Genomic DNA, 23,477 nt, shown 5'->3' with positions numbered 1-23,477 from the left:
TTACCTACGCTAGCTATGAATGAAACATTAAACACGTCCGAAATTCAAGACTTTGAATTGGCTTATGAAGAGCGCTATGCAAGAGTTTTGGTTAGTGCAGAAAAGAAAATCGTAATCTGTGAATTGCTTGCAGACTACATTCCTATAGAAGATTTCAAGGAAGCCTTTGGACAGATTGGGAAAATTGTCAAAGGAGGGAGTTTTGAAAAATTCATTTTTGACAAAAGATCTTTGAGAGCCTTTCACCAGCCTACCATGGAATGGTACTTTATCCACTGGAAAAAGGACATGCTTGCTTATGGTTTAAAAACTCACCGAAAAATCCTTCCTGCTGAAAAATGGTTTGAAAAAATGGTTCAAATCGCCAAGCAACAAATCCTTGAGACTTATCCCGATAACATCATCGATCAACTTGATATCCAGTACTGCGATACTATCGAGGAAGCGATCAAATTATGATTCGACATTTTGACTCAAAGGAAATTTTGGCTTCGGATTCATTCTATCGAAGGAATCTGATTAACTGCCTCTCCGGATACAAAAGTCTCAATCTTATTGGAACACAAGACTCCAAGGGCAAAACAAATCTGGCTCCTTTCTCACAGGTATTTCATATTGGCGCAAATCCTCCTATGCTGGGTATACTTTTTAGACCAAATACTGTGATCAGGCATACCTTAGACAATATTTTAGACACAGGATTTTTCACGTTAAATCATGTGAATTCTGAATTTTATAAGGAAGCGCACTGGGCCTCGGCTAAGTGGGATGTGTCTGAATTTGAGTCGACGGGGATCGAACATGAATACCTGAATGGTTTTTTTGCGCCTTTTGTCAAGTCCAGTCCTGTCAAAGTTGCCTGCTCCCTGTTAGAGACGCAGACACTCAAGGTCAATCAGACTATTTTGTTGATCGGTTTGATCGATTCGATCTACATTGAAGAAAAAGGCCTTCGCAAAGATGGATCCCTTGATCTGAATGAATTGGATACCGTCACCGTTTCCGGCTTGGATGAATATCATGTGGGGAAAAAATTGGGGAGATTGAGTTATGCTAAGGCAGATCGATTTCCCGAGGAGATTTAGGTAGAGGTATTTTTTGATTTTTGAATTAATTTTTTAATTTCAAATATACAAAAAACCAATCGGAAATGTGTAAACTCATTTTAGCCATTATCTCAATTTTATTTTTTTCGTGTAGTTCCGAAACCAAGAAAGATAAAACCGAAACAGATTATGTTCCTAAACTGGTAATTCTTGACAGTTTAATGATTGAAAGACTCACAGTCCCTTCAGTTTTGGATGTTTCACCTGACGGAATTACTTTTTTGATGTATGACTTTAAAACCTCGGAATTTCTTTTGGTTGATATCAACGGAGTGATTATTGATTCCTCGATTTTAAGGGGTGATGGGAAAAACCAAATGGGTGACCAGTATTTTGTTACCGCAAATTTCATTTCAAATGATGAAATAATAGTTCAGAATTTTTGGAATGTTTTTAGATATACAATTGATTTTGAACTGATTGAAAAAAAAGAATCTCCATATACACTGATAACCAGAAATGTCGGTGGCGGAAGGTCCAGTTATATTTTCGATAATTATCTCTATACATTTTCAGTAGATAAATCTGACGAGAAATCGTACCATCAAAGTGAAAAGGATAATTTATATCCATTTATGCAGATTAGGAATTATCCATTCTTGGAAATAGTAGCAGAGGCCAGTTTCCCTCCTACTTCAGAAATGGTTAAAAGTCCTGGGGAATACTTAAATATGGAACCAGTCTTAAAAATGAAGGATTCAAAGCTTTTTGCCCTGTATCCGAATTCAAAAGAGCTCTATACTTATTCTTTTCCAGATTTAGAATTAATTGACACGTTGGATTTAAATCCTGGAAAAAATTTCAAACAAGTAAAGCCAACCCTAGAAGATGATCCTCCCCTAGCTGGTTTCTTTAAGAATTTGGCTGGCTCAGACTTCTTGAATTTCCATTTTTCAAATGAATATTTAATGACTTGGTATGAAGGAGCTGCGCCGCAAAATGAAGTGGATGGCTTGCCAAGGGAGAGTGTCGGAGGAGAAGAATTCATGAATATTGTAAAAAAATATAAAAAGCCTTTTTATCAAATTTTTAAAAATGAGAAGAAACTATGGGAAGGTGAATTGGAGGTAAAACTCTTTTCAATAAAGGATAAATTGTTTTCATTCTCCAAACCGGGTGAAGACCCCAATGCTATTGAAAAAGACATCCAAACCCTATATTTCTATGAGCTCCGCTGAAATTAAAATTCATCAAATAAGCTTTTGAATCTTCTAGAACTCACCGACTCTGGCCTTTTTTGCCCACCTGCGGGGATCTTTATTGATCCATGGAGGCCTGTGGATTTGGCAGTGATCACGCATGCGCATTCGGACCATTCGCGCTGGGGGATGAATCATTATCTGGCGCATCATCATTCTGCTGAGGTGATGAAACTGAGACTTGGCTCCGAAATCAGCTTGGAGACGGTGGATTATGGTCAGACACTTGAAATAAATGGCGTCAAAATCTCGCTACATCCTGCAGGTCATATTCCGGGATCAGCACAGGTTCGCATGGAATACAAAGGTCAAGTTGCCGTAGTCAGCGGAGATTACAAAGTAGAAAATGACGGGCTTTCCGCTCCCTTCGAGCCGGTAAAATGCCACGAATTCGTCTCCGAATGCACGTTTGGATTACCTATTTACAAATGGGAGACACAGGCAGAAATCTTTAATCAGGTCAACTCTTGGTGGAGACAAAATGCTGCTGATGGCAGAAATTCAGTCCTCTTTGCCTATTCCCTGGGGAAGGCTCAGCGGATTCTCCAAAATTTGGATCAAAGTGTGGGAGAAGTCTTTGTCCATGGGGCAGTTTGGAACACCAATCAAGCTTTGATTTCAAATGGAATAGATCTTTGGGATGTACCGAGAGTTACGCAGGAAATGTCCAAGTCAACTTTTAAAGGAGCACTCATAATTGCACCTCCATCAGCGATGGGTACTCCATGGATGAAGCGATTTGGTCCTTATCGTACCGGGATTTGTTCAGGATGGATGAGTGTACGGGGGACTAGAAGGCGGAGAGCTGCGGATCGGGGATTTGTGCTTTCTGATCATGCGGACTGGGAAGGATTGATTCAGGCAATACAAGCAACAGAGGCCGAACAAGTGTATTTAACCCATGGAAGTACAGCAGCTTTCGGTAAATATCTGCAAGAAGAAAAAGGAATCAACGCCGTGGAATTACAGACCCTTTTTGGGGTTGAGGAAGTGGAATAAGGGATTTTAGGCAGGATTGAAAAATTCGAAGATTGAAAAATTGAAAAATTGATGATCCACCGATACCTTGGGTCTAGATTCAAATTCACTATTTATGTCCAAGTTATTGATTTCCATTCTTCTAAGCATCCTTTTAGCTTCCTGTCAAAATCCTCCTACAAATAATATTGACGATTATCTTAATACAGTAACTGGGCCGATCTCAGTCGATTCCCTTGGATTGACTTTGATTCATGAGCACATGCTGGTGGATTTCATCGGGGCAGACTCGATTAATTCAGACCGATGGCATCGGGATTCAGTAGTATCCAAAGTGCTTCCCTACCTGCTAGCGGTGAAAAAACACGGCGTTAAAACTATTTTGGACTGCACGCCTTCATTTTTGGCAAAGGATCCACTTTTGCTCAAAGAACTCAGTGAAAAGTCGGGTATTCAAATTCTGACGAATACAGGATACTACGGAGCAGTGGGAGGGAAGTATCTTCCAGAACATGCCTATTCAGAATCTGCGGAAGAGCTTTCCTTTCGATGGATTGATGAGTTTGAAAACGGAATCGAAGGAACTGGAATCAAACCCGGGTTTATTAAAATCTCGGTGAATGAAGCCGATACACTTTCCCAAATCGATCAAAAGCTAGTCAAAGCTGCCGGACTGACCCATCAGCAAACCGGACTAACGATCGCTTCGCATACTGGCACCTGGAAAACGGCAGTTCAGGAAGTTCGGGTTCTTCAGGAAATGGGAGTCGATCCCTCAGCTTTTGTCTGGGTCCACGCACAGGCTGAACAGGATTTTGAAAACTATCAAAAAGCTGCAGAAATGGGAGTTTGGATCAGTTTGGATGGGATCGGCTGGGCGATTGATCCCTATGTCGATCGCTTACTTTTTGCCAAAGAAAACGGGTTTTTGAACCGCGTTTTGATTTCGCATGATGCAGGGTGGTATGATCCAGCCAAACCAAATGGGGGAGATTTTCAGCCCTTCACCAATATTTTCGAAAAGCTGATTCCAGTCTTAAATGAGAAAGGATTTACTGATCTGGATTGGAATTTACTTTTAAACGAGAATCCCAAACTTGCCTTCCAAATTGACTAAATACCTGTCAATCATAATCTTCCAATTTTCCAATTTTCCAATCTTTAAATCTCCCCCCAAATTTTCTTTGCTGAATTTTAGTAAGCCACCTTGCCTGATTACCTTTGCGCATGGCAGAACAAATCCTCATCCTTGATTTTGGTTCTCAGTACACCCAACTCATCGCGAGAAGAGTAAGAGAACTGAACGTTTATTGCGAAATCCACCCTTACAACAAAGTCCCTGAGATCACCGCTGACATCAAAGGTGTCATCCTTTCCGGTTCTCCGTGTTCTGTTCGTGATGCAGGTTCTCCGGATTTGGATATCGATGCTTTTCGTGGAAAACTCCCGCTTTTAGGGGTTTGTTACGGGGCTCAACTTTTAGCCAGCAAATATGGAGGGGAGGTGCTTCCATCCACGATTCGTGAATATGGACGTGCTAATCTGGACCACATAGACTTACATCATGACCTATTGAAGGAAATGACACATGGTTCACAGGTTTGGATGTCCCATGGAGACACGATCAAAACGCTTCCATCAGGCTTTGAAATCATTGCTAGCACTTCTTCAGTGGAAGTTGCGGCTTTTAAAGTCGAAGGAGAGAAAACCTACGGAATTCAGTTTCACCCAGAGGTGACTCATTCTACAGAAGGTAAAAATCTTCTTAGGAATTTCGTTGTCGGAATTTGCGGCTGTGCTCAGGATTGGACTTCAGATATTTTCATAGATTCATCTATTGAGGCATTGAAAGCCAAAATCGGTAAGGATAAGGTGGTCATGGGACTTTCAGGGGGAGTAGATTCTTCCGTTGCTGCGACTTTGATTCATCGCGCAATCGGTGATCAGTTGACCTGTGTTTTTGTGGATAATGGGCTGCTTCGCAAAAATGAATTCGAAGAAGTGCTCGACTCCTATAAGCATATGGGTTTGAACGTAATTGGAGTTGATGCGAAAAAACGCTTTTACGATGCTTTGGCCGGTCTCACAGAGCCCGAAGCAAAGCGCAAAGCGATTGGGCGTGCATTTATTGAAGTTTTTGACGAAGAAGCACATAAAATTGAAGGGGTAAAATGGCTGGGGCAGGGCACGATTTATCCCGATGTGATTGAGTCTGTCTCTGTGAAGGGGCCATCTGCCACGATCAAATCTCACCATAACGTAGGGGGCTTGCCTGACTTCATGAAGCTTTCAGTAGTAGAACCCTTAAATACACTTTTCAAAGATGAAGTGCGGGAAGTTGGTCGAGCACTAGAGATTGTGGAGACAATTATCGGTCGTCATCCTTTCCCGGGTCCGGGATTAGGAATTCGTATTCTAGGAGATATCACTGAAGAAAAAGTCAAAACCCTTCAGGAGGTTGATCATATTTTTATTCAGGGTTTGAAAAATCACGGACTATACGATCAGGTCTGGCAGGCGGGAGCGATCCTTCTTCCGATCCAGTCAGTAGGGGTGATGGGAGACGAGCGGACTTATGAGCGTGTAGTAGCACTGAGAGCCGTAGGTTCTGTGGATGGTATGACGGCTGATTGGATTCACCTTCCCTATGAGTTTTTAGGCAAGATGTCCAATGAAATCATCAATCGAGTGAAAGGAGTCAATAGAGTAGTGTATGACATCTCCTCCAAGCCACCTGCGACTATTGAGTGGGAATAAGGATTTCGCAGGATCTCCTAGAAAACAAAAAAACCAGGCTTACCAAAGTCTGGTTTTTTTTATGGTTTCAATTCTGCAATTCATTTACAAATCGAAACACGCATACATCTGAATGGGATTATTCCACATATTTTTAATTCATTATTGAAAAAGGAAATAAAAAAAGCCTGAATAATCAAGTCCAAAACAGAATCAAACATCAAGGTAATTTTCGAATTAAACGCCAGTTTTCTAAGGCTAAGGAATAAAGAAGCAAATGGAATTAATCACTGCACCATATTTTCTAATATCTGGCATTGTAGCCTTTGCATTGACTAGTTTGATTTATTTCTTTTTGACCGAAAGGGAAAACACCACCTATTCAGAACCTGAACTTATACAATTAGAGTCAAATGAGGGAGTCGACAAATTCGAGAAAACTACCAAGCAAAAAAGCGACGATGTATTGGAGCAATTTGATGAACTGGAACTAACTCAGAAAATTTATCAACTTCTGGTAATTGAAGAAATTTACCTTCAACATGGTCTGACCGTTGGCGAATTTGCAAAAAAACTTGGAGTTCAAGCTCGGATCGTTACTCAGATATTGGATAATCTTTACGGTCATTCTTTCAAAGAGCTAACCAATATGTATCGGATTGAATACGCAAAGGAAAGAATTGAAGAAGGTTTTTTAGACTCTTATACCTTGGAGGCTTTGGGACAAGAGGCGGGGTTTAGTTCACGGACCACCTTCTTCAATGTATTTAAAAAAGAGATTGGAATTTGTCCCAGTGAGTACTGGAAAAAATATTTAGCGCAAGCTGCTTGAAGTAAAATAGGTTGGGTTGTTTTGTTATTTTTAGTAAATCCCGTGTCTATAAGTCACGGGATTTTTAATTTTAAATATTCAATAAAACTTTTTAAAATCGAATTTCTAAAGGTTTAAGTTCGTTATTTATCAGTTCTTTTTTAATTTAAAAAGGACTCGTTTTATGCTTCATTTTTATGTTTTAGACTAAGTAAAATTGAGGAAAACATACATTTTCTTCTTTTTTTAAACCATAATTAAAACGCATTTTATAATCATTAAAAATACTTTCGTGTTCAATATTGTTTCAAAAGCAGTTTTTGGAACAGTTTAAATTTAATATTATATAATAATTATGTCAGCTTTGTATCGGTTGTTAATCCAATTTAACTTGTATAAAAGAAGAGTATTTATTTGGTTTTAAATGATTCAAAGCATGGAACAGGTATTGTATTCAATTAAAAACCTTCTGGGCTTCTTCGCTGTATTATTCAATCAGGTTTTTAATCTGGTAAAGAATAAATTAGGCATTCCAACAAGGCATACTTTTTTTTGTGAATTTACTAAGTTCAAGCTTTTCTTGATCAGTGTGTTTTTGCTAAATGCTACCATTGGATTTGCTCAATTTTCTGTTGGCAAAGGGACAAAAGAGGATCCTTATAAGATCAGCACTTGGTCTGAACTTCATTCTGTGAGAGAAAATATCACCTCCTCTTTTATCCTGATCAATAATCTCGACAGGAACACTGAAGGATACGAACAGTTTGCCAGTGCGTCTGCCAATGGAGGTCAAGGTTGGCTTCCAATTGTTAATTTTTCTGGAATATTTGATGGGAATGATTTCAATATTTCAAATCTGATCATTAATCGTCCCAATCAAAGTAGCGTTGGTCTTTTTGGAAAAGCAGGAAATGCCGAGTTCAAAAATCTCCACCTAAAGGATGTCCATGTTAAAGCGTCCAATGACATTGGCGGATTGCTTGGCTTGGGAATCAAAATCACCATTTCTAATTGTTCATTTGATGGGATTGTAGAGGGCAAATACTTTGTTGGTGGCTTGGTTGGGACCATTGGAAATTCTCAGTTTTCAGATTGTTATTCATTAGGGCAAGTCACTGCTTTCAGAAGTGGGGGAGGGATTGCCGGCAATGCCTATCAAACTAATGTCAACAGGTGTTTTTCATCAGGAAATGTTGAAGCTACATTGGAGGCAGGTGGACTGATTGGTCTCTTTCATTCCGTTTCGAATAATATGATCCAAAACTCCTATAGTCTTGCCAATGTATCAGCGGATGAAGTTGTAGGGGGGTTGGTAGGAAAATTGAGTAATGCCCAAATCTCTCATTCCTACGCTGCCGGAGAATTATTGGGTGAATTTAAGGTAGGTGGACTCGTTGGATTAATTGAAAAAAACTCAGCTATTTCAGATAGTTTTTGGGATGTCGAAAAGACTGGTCAGAGCTCCAATTCAGGTGGAGGCAATGCTGTCATGACCAATATTCTCAAGCAAAAAGATTCATGGTTATCCAGCAATTGGGATTTTTTCGAGATATGGGGAATTGTGGAGCCAACAGAGTCGAACGCTTTGATTTCTTACCCTTTCCTTAAGTCAATTACTTATGATCAACTAGGAGCGAAAGAAAGTAAAAATCCAATTCCGGGATTGGAACTTTTTAGATTTCCTCAGGGCTTAGATTTCCCTTCGGAGATGGAAAAAAGCTACGGTGATCCTGATTATACACTAGGGCCTGAAGTAGATGCGCATGGAATCTCTATCTCCTACTTCGCATTGGATACCTCTGTTGTTAAAATCACCGGAAACCAAGCAATGATTTTGAAGGCAGGAATTACTACCATTTATGCAAAAGCAATTGGTCATTCTGTATATAATACTAACATTCCACTGGAACAGACACTGACAGTTAGCCCCGCCGTGCTTAGAATTTCGTCCAAAACAGATCAAAGTAAATTTTTTGGTACTGATGACCCCATGCTTGAATACATTCTAGAAGGATTCCAATATGATGATGGTAGCGAAGTAATCACTGGGGATTTAATCAGAGAATTAGGTGAGCAGGTTGGTTTTTATGAGATTTTAATTGGATCCTTGGCTGCGGGAGGAAATTATGAAATTGAATACCATGGGTCGCATTTTCAGATTTTCAAGAAAAAAATAGTAGTAGAAGCCATTGAAAAGCAAAAGATTTATGGACAAGATGATCCGCAACTTTCTTTTCTGGTAAGCGGAATCAATCCTGATGAAATAAGCGTGGTACTATCCGGTAGCCTCATGAGGGAATCAGGAGAAAAAATTGGAAAATATCAGATTGGACAAGGCAACCTTCAGACTGATTTCAATTATGAACTGGTTTTCAAAGAGTCGTTTTTAGAAATCATCCCGGCTGAACTTAGCCTGATTTTTAACCCTTCAGAAATTGTAACTGAATGGTCTAAACTACCTGCTTTGCCCAAATTCGTTAGTGCGCTCACTCAGGATGGTCAGATTTTGGAATTGGGCGTGACTTGGCAAACAAATCAATTGAACCTGATGGAAGTGGGGACATGCCTACTATATGGATCAGTTGGACTCCCGCAAGGAATTGTAAACACTGAAATGCTGAAAGCCGCACAACCGCTTAAAATATTAGCCAAACCTGCGCCCGAAGATATGTTGTTGAGCAATAACCGATTTGAGCCAGGATCTCCAAAATCCATTCAAGAAATCGGGAAATTAAGTGTCATAGACAAAGCTGATGTGATTCATACTCTCTCGCTTGTCAAGGGAACGCTCGATAATTCACTCTTTGTCCTCAATGGAAATTCGCTTTCATGGAAAAATACTGGGGACAGCAAATTCAAAAATCAGTATTCTATCCTCGTTGAGGCTTTGGATCGAGCAGGGAATGTCATCCAAAAACAGTTTCAACTGAAGTCTGAATTTGTCCGCTTGGGAGATATTGAGGTTTTCAATTCATTTTCACCAGATCAGGATGGGATTAACGATTCATGGGGAGTACCTGCTCTGTCAGGAATAGAAGGTGTCAGGATACAGATTTTTGAAAGAAGTGGGCAGCTTATGCATTCAACCGTCAATCCTTCCGAGAGATGGGATGGAACTTTCCTCGGAAGGCCAATGCCGGAAGGTACCTACTATTGGGTTTTGACTTTATCCAAAACAGGAGAAGTGAGGAGGGGCTTTTTGAACCTATTTAGAAATTAAGATCAACTTCCTAAAATCAAGAATTATTAAAATTTGTTGAATTTTGAGAATTGTGTAAAAAACATGAAGTAAAGTCTTCCGGTTTTTCATTTTTACTGTCTTCGGTACAAACTTTGGGTTTGGAAATAATGGGTTAAATTTGCCCTGCATCAATTATGCTTTTCCCTTAGTATTATGCGAAATCTGTTTCTGTTAGTTTCCCTGTTTTTTACCCTACATGTACTAAATGCTCAAGGTCTTCCCCCGGAATACCAAAAAGCGAAATCAGCGCTGCTTGCTAAGGAATATTGGGATGCCATGAACGGGTTCAAGTCTTTCACTAATCCGGAAAAATACGGGAATTTAGCAAATTACGCAGCTTTTCACCTTGCTGAAGCTGCGTTGGGAGCTAATCAACCTACTCAGGCGATTAGTGCGCTTCAGCCGATTTATGGGAAAAACTGGAATAAATCTGACGAAGCTAAATACCTCTTAGCCGCAGCTTATTTTCAAAATAACCAAAATACTGAAGCGCTTAAAGTCATCAAATCAATCAAGAAAGACCAAATACTGGAACAATCTTATAATCTGACTTTTGCATACCTCAGTAAAGCGACTTCCAGCTATTTAGTGGCTAATCTGGATGAATTCAAATCCAACGAAGGATATACAAGCAGTCTGGCTACTGTGTTGCAAAAGCAAACAGTCATGTCAGCGAGCGAAATTCAGGCATTGAATCAAATCAAATCTTCAGTACCAATTAGGAAAAATGTGGTCAAAAATGATGTGCTTGACATCGTCGTCATTTTACCTTTTACCTCTGGTAATGCATCGGCAGTTTCGAACTTGGGATTCACAGATTTCATGTTTGAACTTTATCAGGGAATTGAGCTTGGTGTGGAGCAACTCAAAAGTGAAGGTCAGAAAGTGAACTTGGTAACATTTGATTCGAAAAGAGATCTAAATCACCTCGCCAACCTTTTAAAAGATCCGGTGGTAACCAATGCAGACGCGATCATTGGGCCCATTTACCCCGAAGAAACGGATTTAGTGAGTGCATTTGCTGAAAAAGAGCAAATTCCATTTATCCACCCACTTTCCAATTTGGGCGAGCGGTTTGAGCAATATAAATACAGTTATTTATTCAGACCATCGGTTGCTTCTCTTTCTTCCGGTATTATTTCAAGCTTGAAATCCCAGCGTTGGGGCAATCGAGTAGCAGTAGGCTATAGTGGAAGTTCAAGAGATGAAAAATTAGGACTATTGCTGCAGACAGAATTGGAAAAGGCTGGCTTTAAAGTTGTCAAAATCCAAAAACTGGATTCTCGGAACGCCTCCACTTTCCTGCAAGGGCTTGGCGTAAGCCGTGGAAACAATCCCTCAATTGATCAGGTGATTTTGCTTTCTGACGATCCAGCCATCGCCCAATCAGTCTTTTCCTTGATGGAAAGCATCACCACATCCGTCCCAATACTGGTGATGGATTCATGGTTAGGGTTCAATTTTGCCAATTACGAAATGCTGGAGTTTCCAAACTTTCACTTCATAGCCAACAATACGCCCAAGTTTGATACTTCGGAGATGAATCAATTTCGAAAAAAATATTACGAGCAATATTATACCTATCCTGGAATGAACTCAATCTTAGGTTCAGAAATAGTGTATTGGTTGGGTTCCAATGTGAAAACCACTTTTAACTTTGACTTGCAAAGAAGTCTGGACCAAAAACCTTTTCAGGAAGGTAAATTAACTTGGGGTTTTAATTTTCAAAATTCAAACAATAACCGATATACGCCAGTATTCAAATTAGAAGCAGGAGAACTGATTCCTTTACAATAGACCATGCAAATTTCTGAAAGCAAGCGGCTATTTGCCCATGCAAAAAACTTTATCCCGGGAGGAGTCAATTCCCCAGTAAGGGCATTTCGTGCTGTGGGTGGTGACCCGATTTTCATCAAAAAAGCAAATGGAGCCTTCATCTATGACGAAGACGACAATGCCTACATCGAAATGATCAACAGCTGGGGGCCTATGATTCTTGGCCATAATCACCCAATGATCCGTGAGGCGGTGATCGCAGCGATGGATAACGGAACCTCATTTGGTGCACCGACAGCCCGAGAAGTGGAGATTGCGGAGTTAATCGTAAGCATGGTTCCATCTGTGGAAAAGGTCCGAATGGTCAACTCAGGCACTGAAGCGACCATGTCTGCGATTCGCGTTGCAAGAGGATATACAGGTCGTGACAAATTCATCAAAATGGAAGGCCACTACCATGGCCACGGAGACTCTTTCCTGATTTCCGCAGGATCGGGTGCAATTACCATGGGACATCCCGATTCGCCGGGAGTCACTAGTGGAACTGCCAAAGACACCCTTCTCGCGCCGTATAATGATCTGGAAGCCATTGAAAAATTAGTTATTGCCAATAAGGGTGAAATAGCGGCATTGATTCTTGAACCTGTACCCGGGAACATGGGCCTTTGCCTTCCAAAACCCGGTTATTTGCAGGGATTGAGAGACGTCTGTACCCGTGAGGGAATTGTCTTAATTTTCGACGAAGTGATGACAGGGTTTCGCCTCGCAAAAGGTGGCGCTCAGGAACTTTTTGGAGTGACGCCGGATATGACAACACTTGGTAAGATCATCGGTGGAGGTATGCCTGTAGGAGCCTATGGAGGCAAAAAAGAAATCATGGAATTCGTTTCGCCTGCTGGACCTGTTTACCAAGCTGGGACACTTTCAGGTAATCCGATTGCCATGGCTGCCGGTCTGACCATGCTGAATTATCTGAATTCTCACCCTGAAGTTTACACTCGATTGAATGAAATCGGAATGCAAATCGCTTCAGGGATTGCCTCAATTAATCATCGGCTTGGGCATGACATTACCATTAATCAACTGGGAAGTATGTATTCTCTGTTTTTTACAGAAGAGAACGTGACTGACTTTGAATCTGCCAAGAAATCGGACACCGATTTGTTTGGGAAATACTTTCAGGCGATGCTTCATCGCGGGGTCTATTTGGCCCCATCTCAGTATGAGAGCTTATTCCTGTCCACTGCCCTTACCGATGATTTGATCGCAAAGATTTTGCAGGCACATGAGGAAAGTATGAAAGAGATAATGAATTGATAAGAAATGGCTGGCAGAAATGTCAGCCTTTTCTTTTTTCTAAATCTGGGTTTTACATGAGTAGAAAATCACCTATCAGCCAATTCTGCTATCTTAACCACTGATAGTAATGTCCACCAATCTTTCCTGTTTTATGAAAAAGCCACTCATTATTGGGGTGATGGCCCTGTGCTTGATCAGTCCTGCTATTTTTGCTCAAAAAGTCGATTTAGAATACAACACCAAAATCAAAGCGCATACCACAGATTCAAGATTTTTACCTGCGTCGGTGCTGAATGTAGTTGATCACCCTACGATTCCATCTCCTTTGAAGCATTTTGGGGAAATCATCGGGGCACCCGGTGTGATGCACAATACAACCGAGATCTATGGATACTATCAGCTTTTGGCGGAAAAGTCTCCACACCTCCAGATCAAACAGGTAGAAACCTCTGAAGAAGGTCGGCCGATCTATGTGGTAATCATCGGAAATGATGATAGCATGAACAAGCTGGATGTGTATAAGAATCAACTCAAGCGACTGGCTGATCCAAGAATTACTTCTGCCGAAGAAGCTGAAACTATCCTTGAATCGGCAAAACCTGTCTACTACCTGAATGGTGGAATGCACTCCACTGAAATGGGTTCACCGGAAATGCTGATGGAATTGGCATACAGACTCGTGACCAGCGAAGAAAAATCCATTAAGCAAATCCGAGATAACGTCATTGTGCTGATCAATCCGGTATCCGAACCTGATGGCAGAGACAAATTGGTAGATTGGTACTATCGCTATACAAAAGCAAGAACTGATTGGGACGATGGTTTTCCCCGTTCAGCTCCCTATTGGGGCAAATATGTGTTTCACGACAATAATCGAGACGGTTTGCAGGTCTCTCAGGCAATCACGAAAGGCATTTTTTCGATCTTTTACGAATGGCATCCTACCGTCATGCTGGATCTTCATGAGTCCGTTCCTTTGCTTTATATCTCTACCGGTACCGGTCCCTACAACGAACAGGTGGATCCAGTGACCATCGGGGAGTGGCAAGTCATGGCCAATCACGACATCACCACTTTGGCAACTCAGGGCATGCCTGGAGCGTTTACTTGGGCTTTCTATGACGGTTGGTGGCCTGGATATGGCATTTGGGTAGCCAACAACCACAATTCCAATGGGCGATTTTATGAGACTTTCGGCAATGCGGGAGCAAATACCTACATGCGGGACCTTTCCAACCAGAAATATGCAGGGGACCCTGCGACAACACGGGAGTGGTATCGTCCTGATCCTCCCACCGAGCGGGTTTATTGGTCAGCTCGAAACAATGTGAACTATATGCAGGCCGGAGTTCTTGCTTCATTGACATATGCTGCGCAAAATGGGGAGCAACTCCTTCGCAATTTCTACCAAAAAGGGGTGAATTCTATCCGTAAAGGAAAAGAGGACAGCCCAAAAGCTTTTGTCATTCCTGCCCAACAAAAAGACCCGACAATGGCAGCTTATCTGGTCAACCAACTTCGGGCACAAGCCATTGAAGTTCATCAGGCCGACTCAGGGGAATATGTGATTCTTTTGGACCAGCCTTACCGAAATCTTGCCGTAACATTGCTCACGGAGCAGAAGTATCCAAAAGAAGCCAAATTTCCACCTTACGATGACATTGCCTGGACGTTGAGCTATTTGTATGGTGTTGAAGTTCAGCAAAAAGACAGTATTGCTTATGAGATTTCTTCTTTGATAAAAGTAGAAGCAGATGTGAGGTATGAAGGAGAAATTTCAGGTTCCGGTAATTCCTATTTCATCCACTATCAGGCCCAAAATACTGTGCTACCGGCATTGTACTGGATCAGGGAACAGTCCAAAAATGCTGAAATTCGCGTAATTAAATCTGAATTTACAATTGGCCAGGACACCTTGAATATTGGATCAATGATGATCAAAGGAATTTCTTCTTCTCAGGCAATGGAGTTGGGGAAAAAGTTTGGCATTGACCTGATTCGCAGTTCATCGACTCCAAATAATGACCAAACTCACCTTGTACAACTTCCAAAAGTGGCCATTTACCATACTTGGTTCAATACTCAAGACGAAGGCTGGTCCCGCTTTACGTTTGAGCAACGAGGAATTCCGTACACCTCCATCGATAAGGATGATCTGAAAGCAGGTAATCTCAAGTCAAAATTTGATGTAATCTTGGTTCCAAGATCAAGAGGAACGGCTGCTGATTTTATCCAGGGTATTGACTCCCGATTCGGGCCGATGCCTTATACCAAAACCGCACAATTTCCTTCACACGGCTTCCCGGATTCCAGTCCGGATATCACAGGCGGGCCGGGGTTTATGGGAATAGAAAATCTTAAACAATTTATTGAGGCAGGTGGTGTGGTCATCACGCTGGACAATTCTACCGTGATGGTAGCTGAGACAGGGATTACCCGTGATTTGAAACCGTATGCTGCATCGGGATTATTTCATCCGGGTTCTGTGGTGACTGTCAAAGCCAAGAAATCAGATCACCCCATTTTATATGGATTTCCTGAGACTTTTTCAATTTTCAAAGGGAATGGTCCACTTTATCAGGTAGATCTGGCAAAAAGGGACATGATGCTGCTTCAGTATGGCACCAAACCGTTGAAAGATGAGGAACCCTATACCGGAGAAATTATGGGGATGGAAAAAACCGAATCAAAAAAAGAAGAAAAAGCTGCTGCGGGTAAAGAACCACCGTATGTGAGATCAGGAATGGTGAGAAATGAACAAACTATTATCGGTCAGGGGAGTATTTTCAATGTTCCTGTGGGCAAGGGAAGGATTATCGCCTTTACATTTGATCCCCTGCACCGCTTCCTGAATCATCATGACGCACCTTTGGTTTGGAATACCTTAATCAATTGGGATGATTTGGGGGATTAAAAGTCTGAAGGCTATTTTTGTCAGAAGATCATTTGGAATCGAGCCTGCCTGAGGCAGACAGGCATGATCCAAAGCGAAACACTGAGGGATGCCCCGAGCTATCGGGGAATACATGTGAAGATTCCATGTGACCAATAAAAATCAATTATAAACAGATGAAAAATTAAACCAATCACGAGATGTCTATTAAAGTCTACGGAATAAAGAATTGCAATACCATGAAGAAGGCATTTGACTTCCTTGAGTCAAAAGGTGTTTCCTTTGAATTCATCGATTACAAAAAGCAAAAACCTTCTCAGGAACTTTTGAATGGATTTTTAGCAAAAACTCCATTGGAAACTTTGGTTAATAAACAGGGGACGACTTATCGAAAAATGGATGAAGCGCAGAAGGCGGCTTTGGAAAAAGTCGAAACAGCACTTCCCATTCTGATCGAAAACTCCAGTATGATCAAGCGACCTGTGATTACCTATCCGGATGGAAGTCTGACTTTGGGATTTGTGCCGGAAAAGATTGAGGAGAAACTTTAAGCTTCAAAATCCGACTTGATAAAGTCGGATTTTTTCTAATACACAATCGTATCACTCGGTAATTTGGGAAGCGAATAGCTAGCCCCTTCCACTAAAAATGGCAAACTCAGCTTTTCAGATTTTGAGATTTCTAAAGATGCAGGTGTATCAAAAGTAAAGACTTTTTCGAGTGATTTACTTGTGCTGAGCGACTGGATGTGACTTAGGTTTACAGCAGTTTGGTTTAGGTAGATCAGTTTCAGAGTTGGGACTTGTGCCACTTGCGTTAAAGAATTTCCGGAAATAGTCGTGCCGTTAAGTTTGAGGACAGTCAGGTTTGGTAATTGAGAAATCTCCTCCAAAAGCGCATCACTGACTCTCGTTCCGCTCAAATCCAAGTAAGCAATCCTATTCTTAACTGGAGCAAGCTTTTCCCAATCAGAATCCTTAAAACCCGGGTAATTGGTACAGGTTACTTTTAGCAATCCCGAACCGCTTTCAATCAGTTCAGCAAAGAATCCGTGGTCTTTCAGTTGTGCTAAGGAATCAGCTGAAATCGCTGGAATTTGGGATATTGGATAAAAAGGAACCTCGTTTTTCTGGATAAAAGGCTCAATGAATTTTCTTGAAATTCCTGCTTCGGCAAGTGTTTGATCTGCTTTTCCACCTGCTTTGATCCAGGTTTCGATCAGCGCAATTTCTTCCTTGCTCGGTTGTCTTTTCTCCGATGGAGGCATGTGTTTTTCATCATCTTTTGGCAAAATGAGTCTGGCGAAAAGCTCACTGTGCTGTGCATCTCCAGCAGTCAAAATTATCCCATCTTCTCCACCAGAAATCAAACCCTTCAGTGTTGTCAGGTCAAGTTCGCCTTTTCTGTTTCGTGGATTGTGGCAACTCTTGCAGTTTTGATTAAGGATGGGCTGAATTACCTCGGAATATAACACTGCCTCTTCCCAAGTTTCTTCAGTAAGTTGCGGGCCTTTTTCGGGTTGGATTTCAATTCCCAAAAAGGACTGTAATTCCGGTGGAAGTACCTCGGTGAAATAACTTGCACCATGAGTCAGGCTTCCTCCCAAATGTCCCGTAACCGTCAAAATTAAACCCAAACCAGAAGCAAGTACTTTGCTTTTAAGCTGAATTGTTTCTGCTTTTCTGAAATGGAAAAAAAGCCCAAAACTTCCCAAAGCAGTCAAAACCCCTCCAAAAAGGTGAATTTGAACATCCTCCCATGAAAATCCCTCAAATTGATATTGAAGAAATCCGCTAATTCCTGCACACAAAGCAGCAATTCCACCTAGTAAAAAAGCGAGTCGAATGGCTGGTAGTAAAGTAATTTTTTCTCGCTGAGGAAAGAAGCAGAGTATAATTCCAAAAATCAGAATTCCAATGGGAAGGTGAACCAGAATTGGATGCATTCGGCCTACAAGCGGCCCAAGAAACTCAAGCATAAAATGAATGAATTTTAGGCTTATTGAAAAAAGGACAAACTCTCAAAATGATTCTTATGGCGGGGAGACCCCGCCACGGCGGGCAGGCGGAGACGGGAGACCGAAGAAATCCTAGCATCTTGGTCAATTGAGTTTTCAACTGACTTTTTGAAAGAGGGGAAAAATGGTTGGTATCCATTTAAATTAATTCTCGATTACAGTTGTGTGAGATTTTGAACTAAGATTGTTTTTTTTTTTTTTTTTGCTATTCAAGTTTTCTCAAAGTTGGATTTTCTATGCCAAAACAGAATGAATCAACTCCCCATGTACATCCGTGAGTCGAAAGGGTCTACCTTGAAACTCGTAAGTAAACTTCTCATGATTGAAGCCCATCAAGTGTAGAATTGTTGCGTGCAGATCGTGCACCGAAACCCGCTCATCGACCCCCGAAAAGCCAAAATCATCTGTGATGCCATAGCTAGCTCCTTTCTTTACTCCCCCGCCTGCCATCCACATGGTGAATGCATCCACATGATGATCTCGACCCATAAACCCTTGTACTTTTCCTTCGCGATTTTCCTGCATGGGTGTTCGCCCAAATTCCCCTCCCCAGACAACCAACGTTTCTTCCAATAAGCCTCTTTGCTTCAAATCCAAAAGTAGTGCTGACATCGGGCGGTCGATTTCACGGCACTTGTTTCTCAGGCCCATATCGATCGAACCGTCGTGATCTGTTCCATGCGTATCCCAACCCCAATCATAAAGTTGGACGACTCTGACGCCTTTTTCCACCAGTTTTCTGGCTAGTAGGCAGTTGTTTGCAAAGGCCTCCTCGCCGGGTTTGGTGCCGTAGAGTTCATGGATATGTTCTGGTTCATCGTTGATATTCATCACTTCCGGCACTTCGATTTGCATGCGATAAGCCATCTCGTATTGGTTGATCCGGGCGAGAATTTCAGGGTCGCCGAAAGTTTCAAAATCCTCTTGGTTGACCTGATTGATCGCGGAAATGACGTTTTTCTTAAGGTCCCGGGACATCCCTGATGGGTCCTCCAAATAGAGAACCGGGTCACCCTTGGCTCGGCACTGTACTCCTTGATAGACGGAAGGTAAAAAGCCGGAACCCCAGACGCTTTTCCCCGCATCCGGAGTTTTTCCTCCGGAAGTCAGCACGACAAATCCCGGAAGGTTTTGATTCTCAGTCCCCAAACCATACGTCACCCAGCTACCCAAACTTGGCCTTCCCAGTCTTGGCGAACCCGTCTGCATGAATAATTGCGCGGGGCCGTGGTTGAACTGATCGGTATGCACTGCCTTGAGGAAAGCCACTTCATCCGCCACCTTGGCGAAGTGGGGCAGGTAATCCGAAACCCATGCGCCGGATTGGCCGTGCTGTTCAAATTTTGCCTGAGGACCCAGCATTTTGGGGACGCCCCGAATGAATGCAAACTTTCGCCCTTCCAGCAAGCTCTCTGGGCAATCTTTGTCGTGGTATTTGGCAAGTTCGGGTTTGTAGTCAAAAAGCTCCAATTGACTGGGCGCTCCGGCCATGTGGAGGTAAATGATGGATTTGGCTTTGCCCAAAAAGGGTGGAGGCAAAGGTGCCAAAGGATTCAGATCCCGCTCGCTGAGATTCAGGCCAGTAGATTTTTTGATCAGTTGCTCTGGTTCGCAGCCAAAAAGCAGGGGTGCCATCGCCAAACCTCCTACTTTGCTAACACAATCCATCAGGAAATGTCTGCGGGTTTGATTTTGCAGCTTTTGAACCGCAAGTTCGGCAAAGAGTTTTTCAAGTCTCTTCATCCTAAGGCTTGGTTAAAAATTCATCCAGATTCATCATGGCATTGGCTACTACTGACATGGCTGCTACTTCGGGTTTTGCTCCGGGGTAGAATTCATTTAAAGCTTTGGGATCTTTGGTGAATTCTGCTTTTGCGGAAGCAAACAAGGCAAGAAGTGTTTTCTTTTTCCCTTCGGAAATTGGACTTAAGATCAATTTTTCATAGGCAGCCGAAATTGCTTTTTCAGGATTTTCTCCGCTCTTTTCCCAGGTATTTTTCCCTAAGTTTTTTGCGGCTTCAAGATAAACCGGGTCATTGAGCGTGACTAAAGCCTGAAGGGGGGTATTAGTGACCAGTCGCTTGCTGAGGCACACTTCCCGGCTCGCCGCATCAAATGTGATGAAGGAAGGGTAGGGGCTGGTACGCTTCAGGAAGGTGTAAATTCCTCTTCGGTATTTATCCTCTCCCTCGCTTTCCTTCCAGGATTCTCCATTATACACAGTTTGCCAAATTCCTTCAGGTTGATGTGGTTTGACTCCGGGACCGTACATTTTTTGGCTGAGCAGTCCGCTTACAGCCAAAGCCTGATCCCGAACTTGCTCGGCTGAAAGGCGAAATCTTGGTCCTCGGGAGTACCATTGGTTTTCCGGGTCTTTTTCAAAAACTTCTGCCGAAAGAACTGAAGACTGCTTGTATGTGGTTGAAGTGACGATTTCCCGAATTAAGGATTTCATGCTCCAATCGTAGTCATTCATCGTCTTCCAAGCCAGGTAATCCAGCAATTCAGGATGAGTCGGAGGGTCTGACTGACTGCCCATGTCTTCCAGTGATCTCACGATTCCTCTGCCAAACAGCTGATCCCAAACCCGGTTGATGAGCGTGCGGGCCGTTAGTGGATTTTCGAGCGATGTCAGCCAATAGGCAAAACCAAGACGGTTATTTGGCCATTGTTCTTTCCAGCCCCCAAGTTCATCCGGGGTTTTTGGTTTGACTTCTTCTCCTAAAACCATCCAATTGCCGCGTTCAAACACATTTGTTTTTCGAGCCATGTAGGGTGGGTTTTCAATCAATATCGGAAGTCTAGTTCCTTTGAATTTCAGCAGCTCTTCCCAGGTTTTTTCTGACGCTGCAAAACCCGGTTTTTCTTTTCCTTTTAGGCTTGGGACAAAGGCAAACCAGACAATTGTCGAGGTGTTTTGCTGCGGACCGGCAGAAGGATTTTTGGCTTCAATGTGGAGGTTGACTTTTCCTGAAATGGGCTTGAAGGGAATTTGCCTGACCACTTCTCCTTGAGTTTTATTCATGACAAATGAAGCTAGGATTTCGCCTGCCGCACCGTCTTTTCGGATCGTCATCTCCGTGCCATCCAATCCAGTCCAATAATCCAGTAAGAGCTGATCCGAGCCTTGGGTGTCGATGTTTTTGTAGACAGCGGAACCTCCAGACCAGAGCCCAAGCCATTTGGTGTCGATCAATTCGGACCTGTTGAAGTCAGTTGCTAAGTGAGCTGCATACTTCGGTTCGTAGAATTTAAGAAAGTCAGATCGGGCTTTCGCTCCCTTTTCCCCTTCAGTTTCCTTCACCCAATTGATTACTGCATCGATTTGGCTTTGCTGTTCGGGTTCGTAGAACCGCAATCGAGGCTCCTCATCGTGGGTATCTTCGTCTCGGGTATTATTGAAAAAGGCGGCCGACTGATAGAATTCCTCATGGCGAATCGGATCATAGGTATGACTGTGACACTGCACACAAGCAATGGTGGTACTTTGCCAAACCTCATAAGTGGTATTGACCCGGTCGAGAACGGCCGCAACTCGGAATTCCTCATCCTCGGTTCCTCCCTCGTCATTGTTCATTGTATTCCGATGGAAAGCCGTCGCCGTCAATTGATCCTGAGTCGGATTGGGCAGCAAGTCTCCTGCAAGTTGCTCGATGGTGAATTCATCGAAAGGTTTGTCGGTATTGAATGCCCGAATCACCCAATCCCGATAAGGCCACATCGTGCGCGAGACGTCTCGCTCATAGCCTTTCGTATCGGCATACCTGGCAAGATCAAGCCACCAAGTCGCCCATTTTTCTCCAAAGGAATCGGATTTCAAAAGCTGATCGACAGCTTGATTGTAGGTGATTTTTCCAGAAGAAAAATCTGAAACTAAAGTCTCAGAGGGAGGCAATCCTGTCAAATCCAAAGCGACTCGTCGGAGAAGGCGAAGCGGCTGCTCTTCTGCGGAAGGGATCAGACCTTTTACTTCCAACTTTTCTCTTATAAAGTGATCAATCGGACTTATTGCGTTACCGGAATTAGTACTTCCGATTCCGGCGGATTGAATCTGAGATGTGAATGCTGGTTTTTGAACTGGCTTATAGGCCCAATGCTTTCCCCATTTCGCACCTTGGCGAATCCAGGTTTTGAGCAAGTCGATTTCTTCGTCTGAAAGTGCAGCCTTTTGGTAGGGCATCCTCAATTCAGGATCGGAATGAGTCAGTCGCTTGATCAATTCGCTTGAATTGGGACTGCCGGGCACGATCGCAGGCAGGCCGGATTCATTTAGAGCGAAAGCCTCTTCTTCAAATAGAATACTGAATCCCCCGTTTTTCTTTACTCCACCATGGCAGGTGATGCAGTGTTTATTCAGGATTGGTTTGATCTGGGTGCTGTAATCGACTTCTTTTTCAGGTCCAAAAAAGAAGAATCCAATCAGGGAAATCCCAACAAGAAGGCTAAGAAGTAAGACAAGCTGATTCCGATTCATTTTCTAAAGAATAGGCTGGAAAATAGCCAATTTCGGAATAGAATGGAAGGTAAAATGGTCTGATGGCAATTAAAAAATGGAAAAGCCTCCTTGAGGGCAAAGAGGCTTTTGTTAGTGTGCATTAAAAGAAGCCTGCTTTTTTGGATATTGTTATCTTAAGAGATAACTTTGTAATTATGGTAAGGAAGATAATTTTTTATGAAGACCACTTTATTGAATTTTATCAAAACCAGAATGAAAAGGTCAAGAATAAGATTCAATATGTTTTTGAACTGATTAAGCAAGTGGAAAGGGTGCCCGAGAAATTTCTCAAGCACCTGGAAGGAACTGAAGGGTTGTATGAAATTAGAGTGAAAAATCAGTCTAATATTTACAGAATATTCTGCTGTTTTGATGAAGGAAAGGTAGTCGTCCTATTCAACGGTTTTCAAAAGAAGAATCAAAAGACCCCAAAGAATGAAATTGAAAAAGCCGAAAGGTTAATGAATGAATATTTTCAATCAAAGAAATAAAGCCATGGTAGATTATAGCAAAGTCAAAACATTCGATGAACTGATTGAACTGGAACACGGTAAAATTGGATCTGAAAGCAGAAATAAATATGAAGAGAAGGTCCAAATGTTCATTGTAAGTGAAATGTTAAAGGCTGCGAGAAAAGAAGCCAATCTCACCCAAGAGCAGTTGGCAGAAAAGGCTGGAACAAAGAAAAGTTACATCTCAAAACTTGAAAATGGGAAAGGCAATATCCAGTTATCGACATTGATTCGAATCTTCGAACAAGGTCTAAACAAGAGAATTGGATTAACTTTCCTTTAACGCAGCGGGAGGAATAACTCATTCTACCATCATCTTGGATACTGCCTTCCTTCTTCTAGTAGGCTGTATTTAAATAACTATAAAAATCATATTCCTTAAGAATTTGAAAGCCTGTCGTCTCTAGGCTGAAT

17 protein-coding genes are annotated in these 23,477 nt (G+C 42.2%); 14 read left to right on the top strand and 3 right to left on the bottom strand.

The window, feature by feature from the left end; all coding sequences use genetic code 11:
• Window positions 1-15 precede the first annotated feature (15 nt).
• The 12 genes from Q8M62_RS02320 (at window position 16) to Q8M62_RS02265 (ending at window position 16,590) form a co-directional block, all read left to right on the top strand.
• Window positions 16-459 carry a hypothetical protein gene (locus Q8M62_RS02320; RefSeq protein WP_304900017.1) on the top strand — a complete coding sequence of 148 codons (444 nt, stop codon included), beginning with the start codon at window positions 16-18 and terminating at the stop codon, window positions 457-459.
• A complete protein-coding gene (locus Q8M62_RS02315; protein ID WP_304900016.1) occupies window positions 456-1,085 on the top strand; it encodes a flavin reductase family protein in 630 nt (209 codons plus the stop codon). The genes Q8M62_RS02320 and Q8M62_RS02315 overlap by 4 nt, the downstream gene beginning before the upstream one ends.
• Window positions 1,086-1,360: 275 nt before the next feature.
• Window positions 1,361-2,284, top strand: coding sequence for a hypothetical protein (locus Q8M62_RS02310; protein ID WP_304900015.1), 924 nt, complete (start codon window positions 1,361-1,363; stop codon window positions 2,282-2,284).
• A gap of 24 nt (window positions 2,285-2,308) precedes the next feature.
• Complete coding sequence (locus Q8M62_RS02305) at window positions 2,309-3,304, top strand: ligase-associated DNA damage response exonuclease (protein ID WP_304900014.1); 996 nt, start codon at window positions 2,309-2,311, stop codon at window positions 3,302-3,304.
• 94 nt (window positions 3,305-3,398) lie between these two features.
• A complete protein-coding gene (locus Q8M62_RS02300; protein ID WP_304900013.1) occupies window positions 3,399-4,400 on the top strand; it encodes a phosphotriesterase in 1,002 nt (333 codons plus the stop codon).
• A 110-nt stretch (window positions 4,401-4,510) separates the two neighbouring features.
• Window positions 4,511-6,040, top strand: coding sequence for a glutamine-hydrolyzing GMP synthase (gene guaA / locus Q8M62_RS02295; RefSeq protein WP_304900012.1), 1,530 nt, complete (start codon window positions 4,511-4,513; stop codon window positions 6,038-6,040).
• A gap of 445 nt (window positions 6,041-6,485) precedes the next feature.
• The gene (locus Q8M62_RS02290) at window positions 6,486-6,851 is read left to right on the top strand and encodes an AraC family transcriptional regulator (RefSeq protein WP_304900011.1); all 366 of its coding nucleotides are present in this window, start codon (window positions 6,486-6,488) and stop codon (window positions 6,849-6,851) included.
• Window positions 6,852-7,266: 415 nt separating this feature from the next.
• Complete coding sequence (locus tag Q8M62_RS02285) at window positions 7,267-10,050, top strand: MBG domain-containing protein (protein ID WP_304900010.1); 2,784 nt, start codon at window positions 7,267-7,269, stop codon at window positions 10,048-10,050.
• Between the two features lie 174 nt (window positions 10,051-10,224).
• Window positions 10,225-11,868, top strand: a complete 1,644-nt coding sequence (locus tag Q8M62_RS02280) for an ABC transporter substrate-binding protein (RefSeq protein WP_304900009.1) — start codon at window positions 10,225-10,227, stop codon at window positions 11,866-11,868.
• Window positions 11,869-11,871: 3 nt separating this feature from the next.
• A complete protein-coding gene (gene hemL / locus Q8M62_RS02275; protein WP_304900008.1) occupies window positions 11,872-13,164 on the top strand; it encodes a glutamate-1-semialdehyde 2,1-aminomutase in 1,293 nt (430 codons plus the stop codon).
• A 133-nt stretch (window positions 13,165-13,297) separates the two neighbouring features.
• Window positions 13,298-16,060, top strand: a complete 2,763-nt coding sequence (locus Q8M62_RS02270; RefSeq protein ID WP_304900007.1) for a M14 metallopeptidase family protein — start codon at window positions 13,298-13,300, stop codon at window positions 16,058-16,060.
• Window positions 16,061-16,239: 179 nt separating this feature from the next.
• The gene (locus tag Q8M62_RS02265) at window positions 16,240-16,590 is read left to right on the top strand and encodes a Spx/MgsR family RNA polymerase-binding regulatory protein (protein ID WP_304900006.1); all 351 of its coding nucleotides are present in this window, start codon (window positions 16,240-16,242) and stop codon (window positions 16,588-16,590) included.
• A 35-nt stretch (window positions 16,591-16,625) separates the two neighbouring features.
• On the opposite strand, the gene Q8M62_RS02260 is transcribed toward Q8M62_RS02265, so the two are convergent.
• From Q8M62_RS02260 to Q8M62_RS02250, 3 genes are all read right to left on the bottom strand, one after another.
• Window positions 16,626-18,017 (bottom strand): c-type cytochrome domain-containing protein, encoded by a 1,392-nt coding sequence (locus tag Q8M62_RS02260; protein WP_304900005.1) that lies wholly within the window; start codon window positions 18,015-18,017, stop codon window positions 16,626-16,628.
• A gap of 273 nt (window positions 18,018-18,290) precedes the next feature.
• Window positions 18,291-19,799, bottom strand: a complete 1,509-nt coding sequence (locus Q8M62_RS02255; RefSeq protein ID WP_304901315.1) for a DUF1501 domain-containing protein — start codon at window positions 19,797-19,799, stop codon at window positions 18,291-18,293.
• Between the two features lies 1 nt (window position 19,800).
• Window positions 19,801-22,530 carry a PSD1 and planctomycete cytochrome C domain-containing protein gene (locus Q8M62_RS02250; RefSeq protein WP_304901316.1) on the bottom strand — a complete coding sequence of 910 codons (2,730 nt, stop codon included), beginning with the start codon at window positions 22,528-22,530 and terminating at the stop codon, window positions 19,801-19,803.
• 176 nt (window positions 22,531-22,706) lie between these two features.
• On the opposite strand from Q8M62_RS02250, the gene Q8M62_RS02245 reads away from it, so the two are divergent.
• Together Q8M62_RS02245 and Q8M62_RS02240 are read left to right on the top strand one after the other, a co-directional pair.
• Window positions 22,707-23,042: a type II toxin-antitoxin system RelE/ParE family toxin gene (locus Q8M62_RS02245; protein WP_304901317.1), complete on the top strand. Its 336-nt coding sequence runs from the start codon at window positions 22,707-22,709 to the stop codon at window positions 23,040-23,042.
• A complete protein-coding gene (locus tag Q8M62_RS02240) occupies window positions 23,017-23,346 on the top strand; it encodes a helix-turn-helix domain-containing protein (RefSeq protein ID WP_304901318.1) in 330 nt (109 codons plus the stop codon). The genes Q8M62_RS02245 and Q8M62_RS02240 overlap by 26 nt, the downstream gene beginning before the upstream one ends.
• Window positions 23,347-23,477 lie beyond the last annotated feature (131 nt).

Source organism: Algoriphagus sp. (assembly GCF_030694375.1).
Taxonomy (GTDB): Bacteria; Bacteroidota; Bacteroidia; order Cytophagales; family Cyclobacteriaceae; genus Algoriphagus.
Note: the sequence above shows the minus strand (reverse complement) of the source record. Positions and strands in the feature narration are given on the sequence as shown.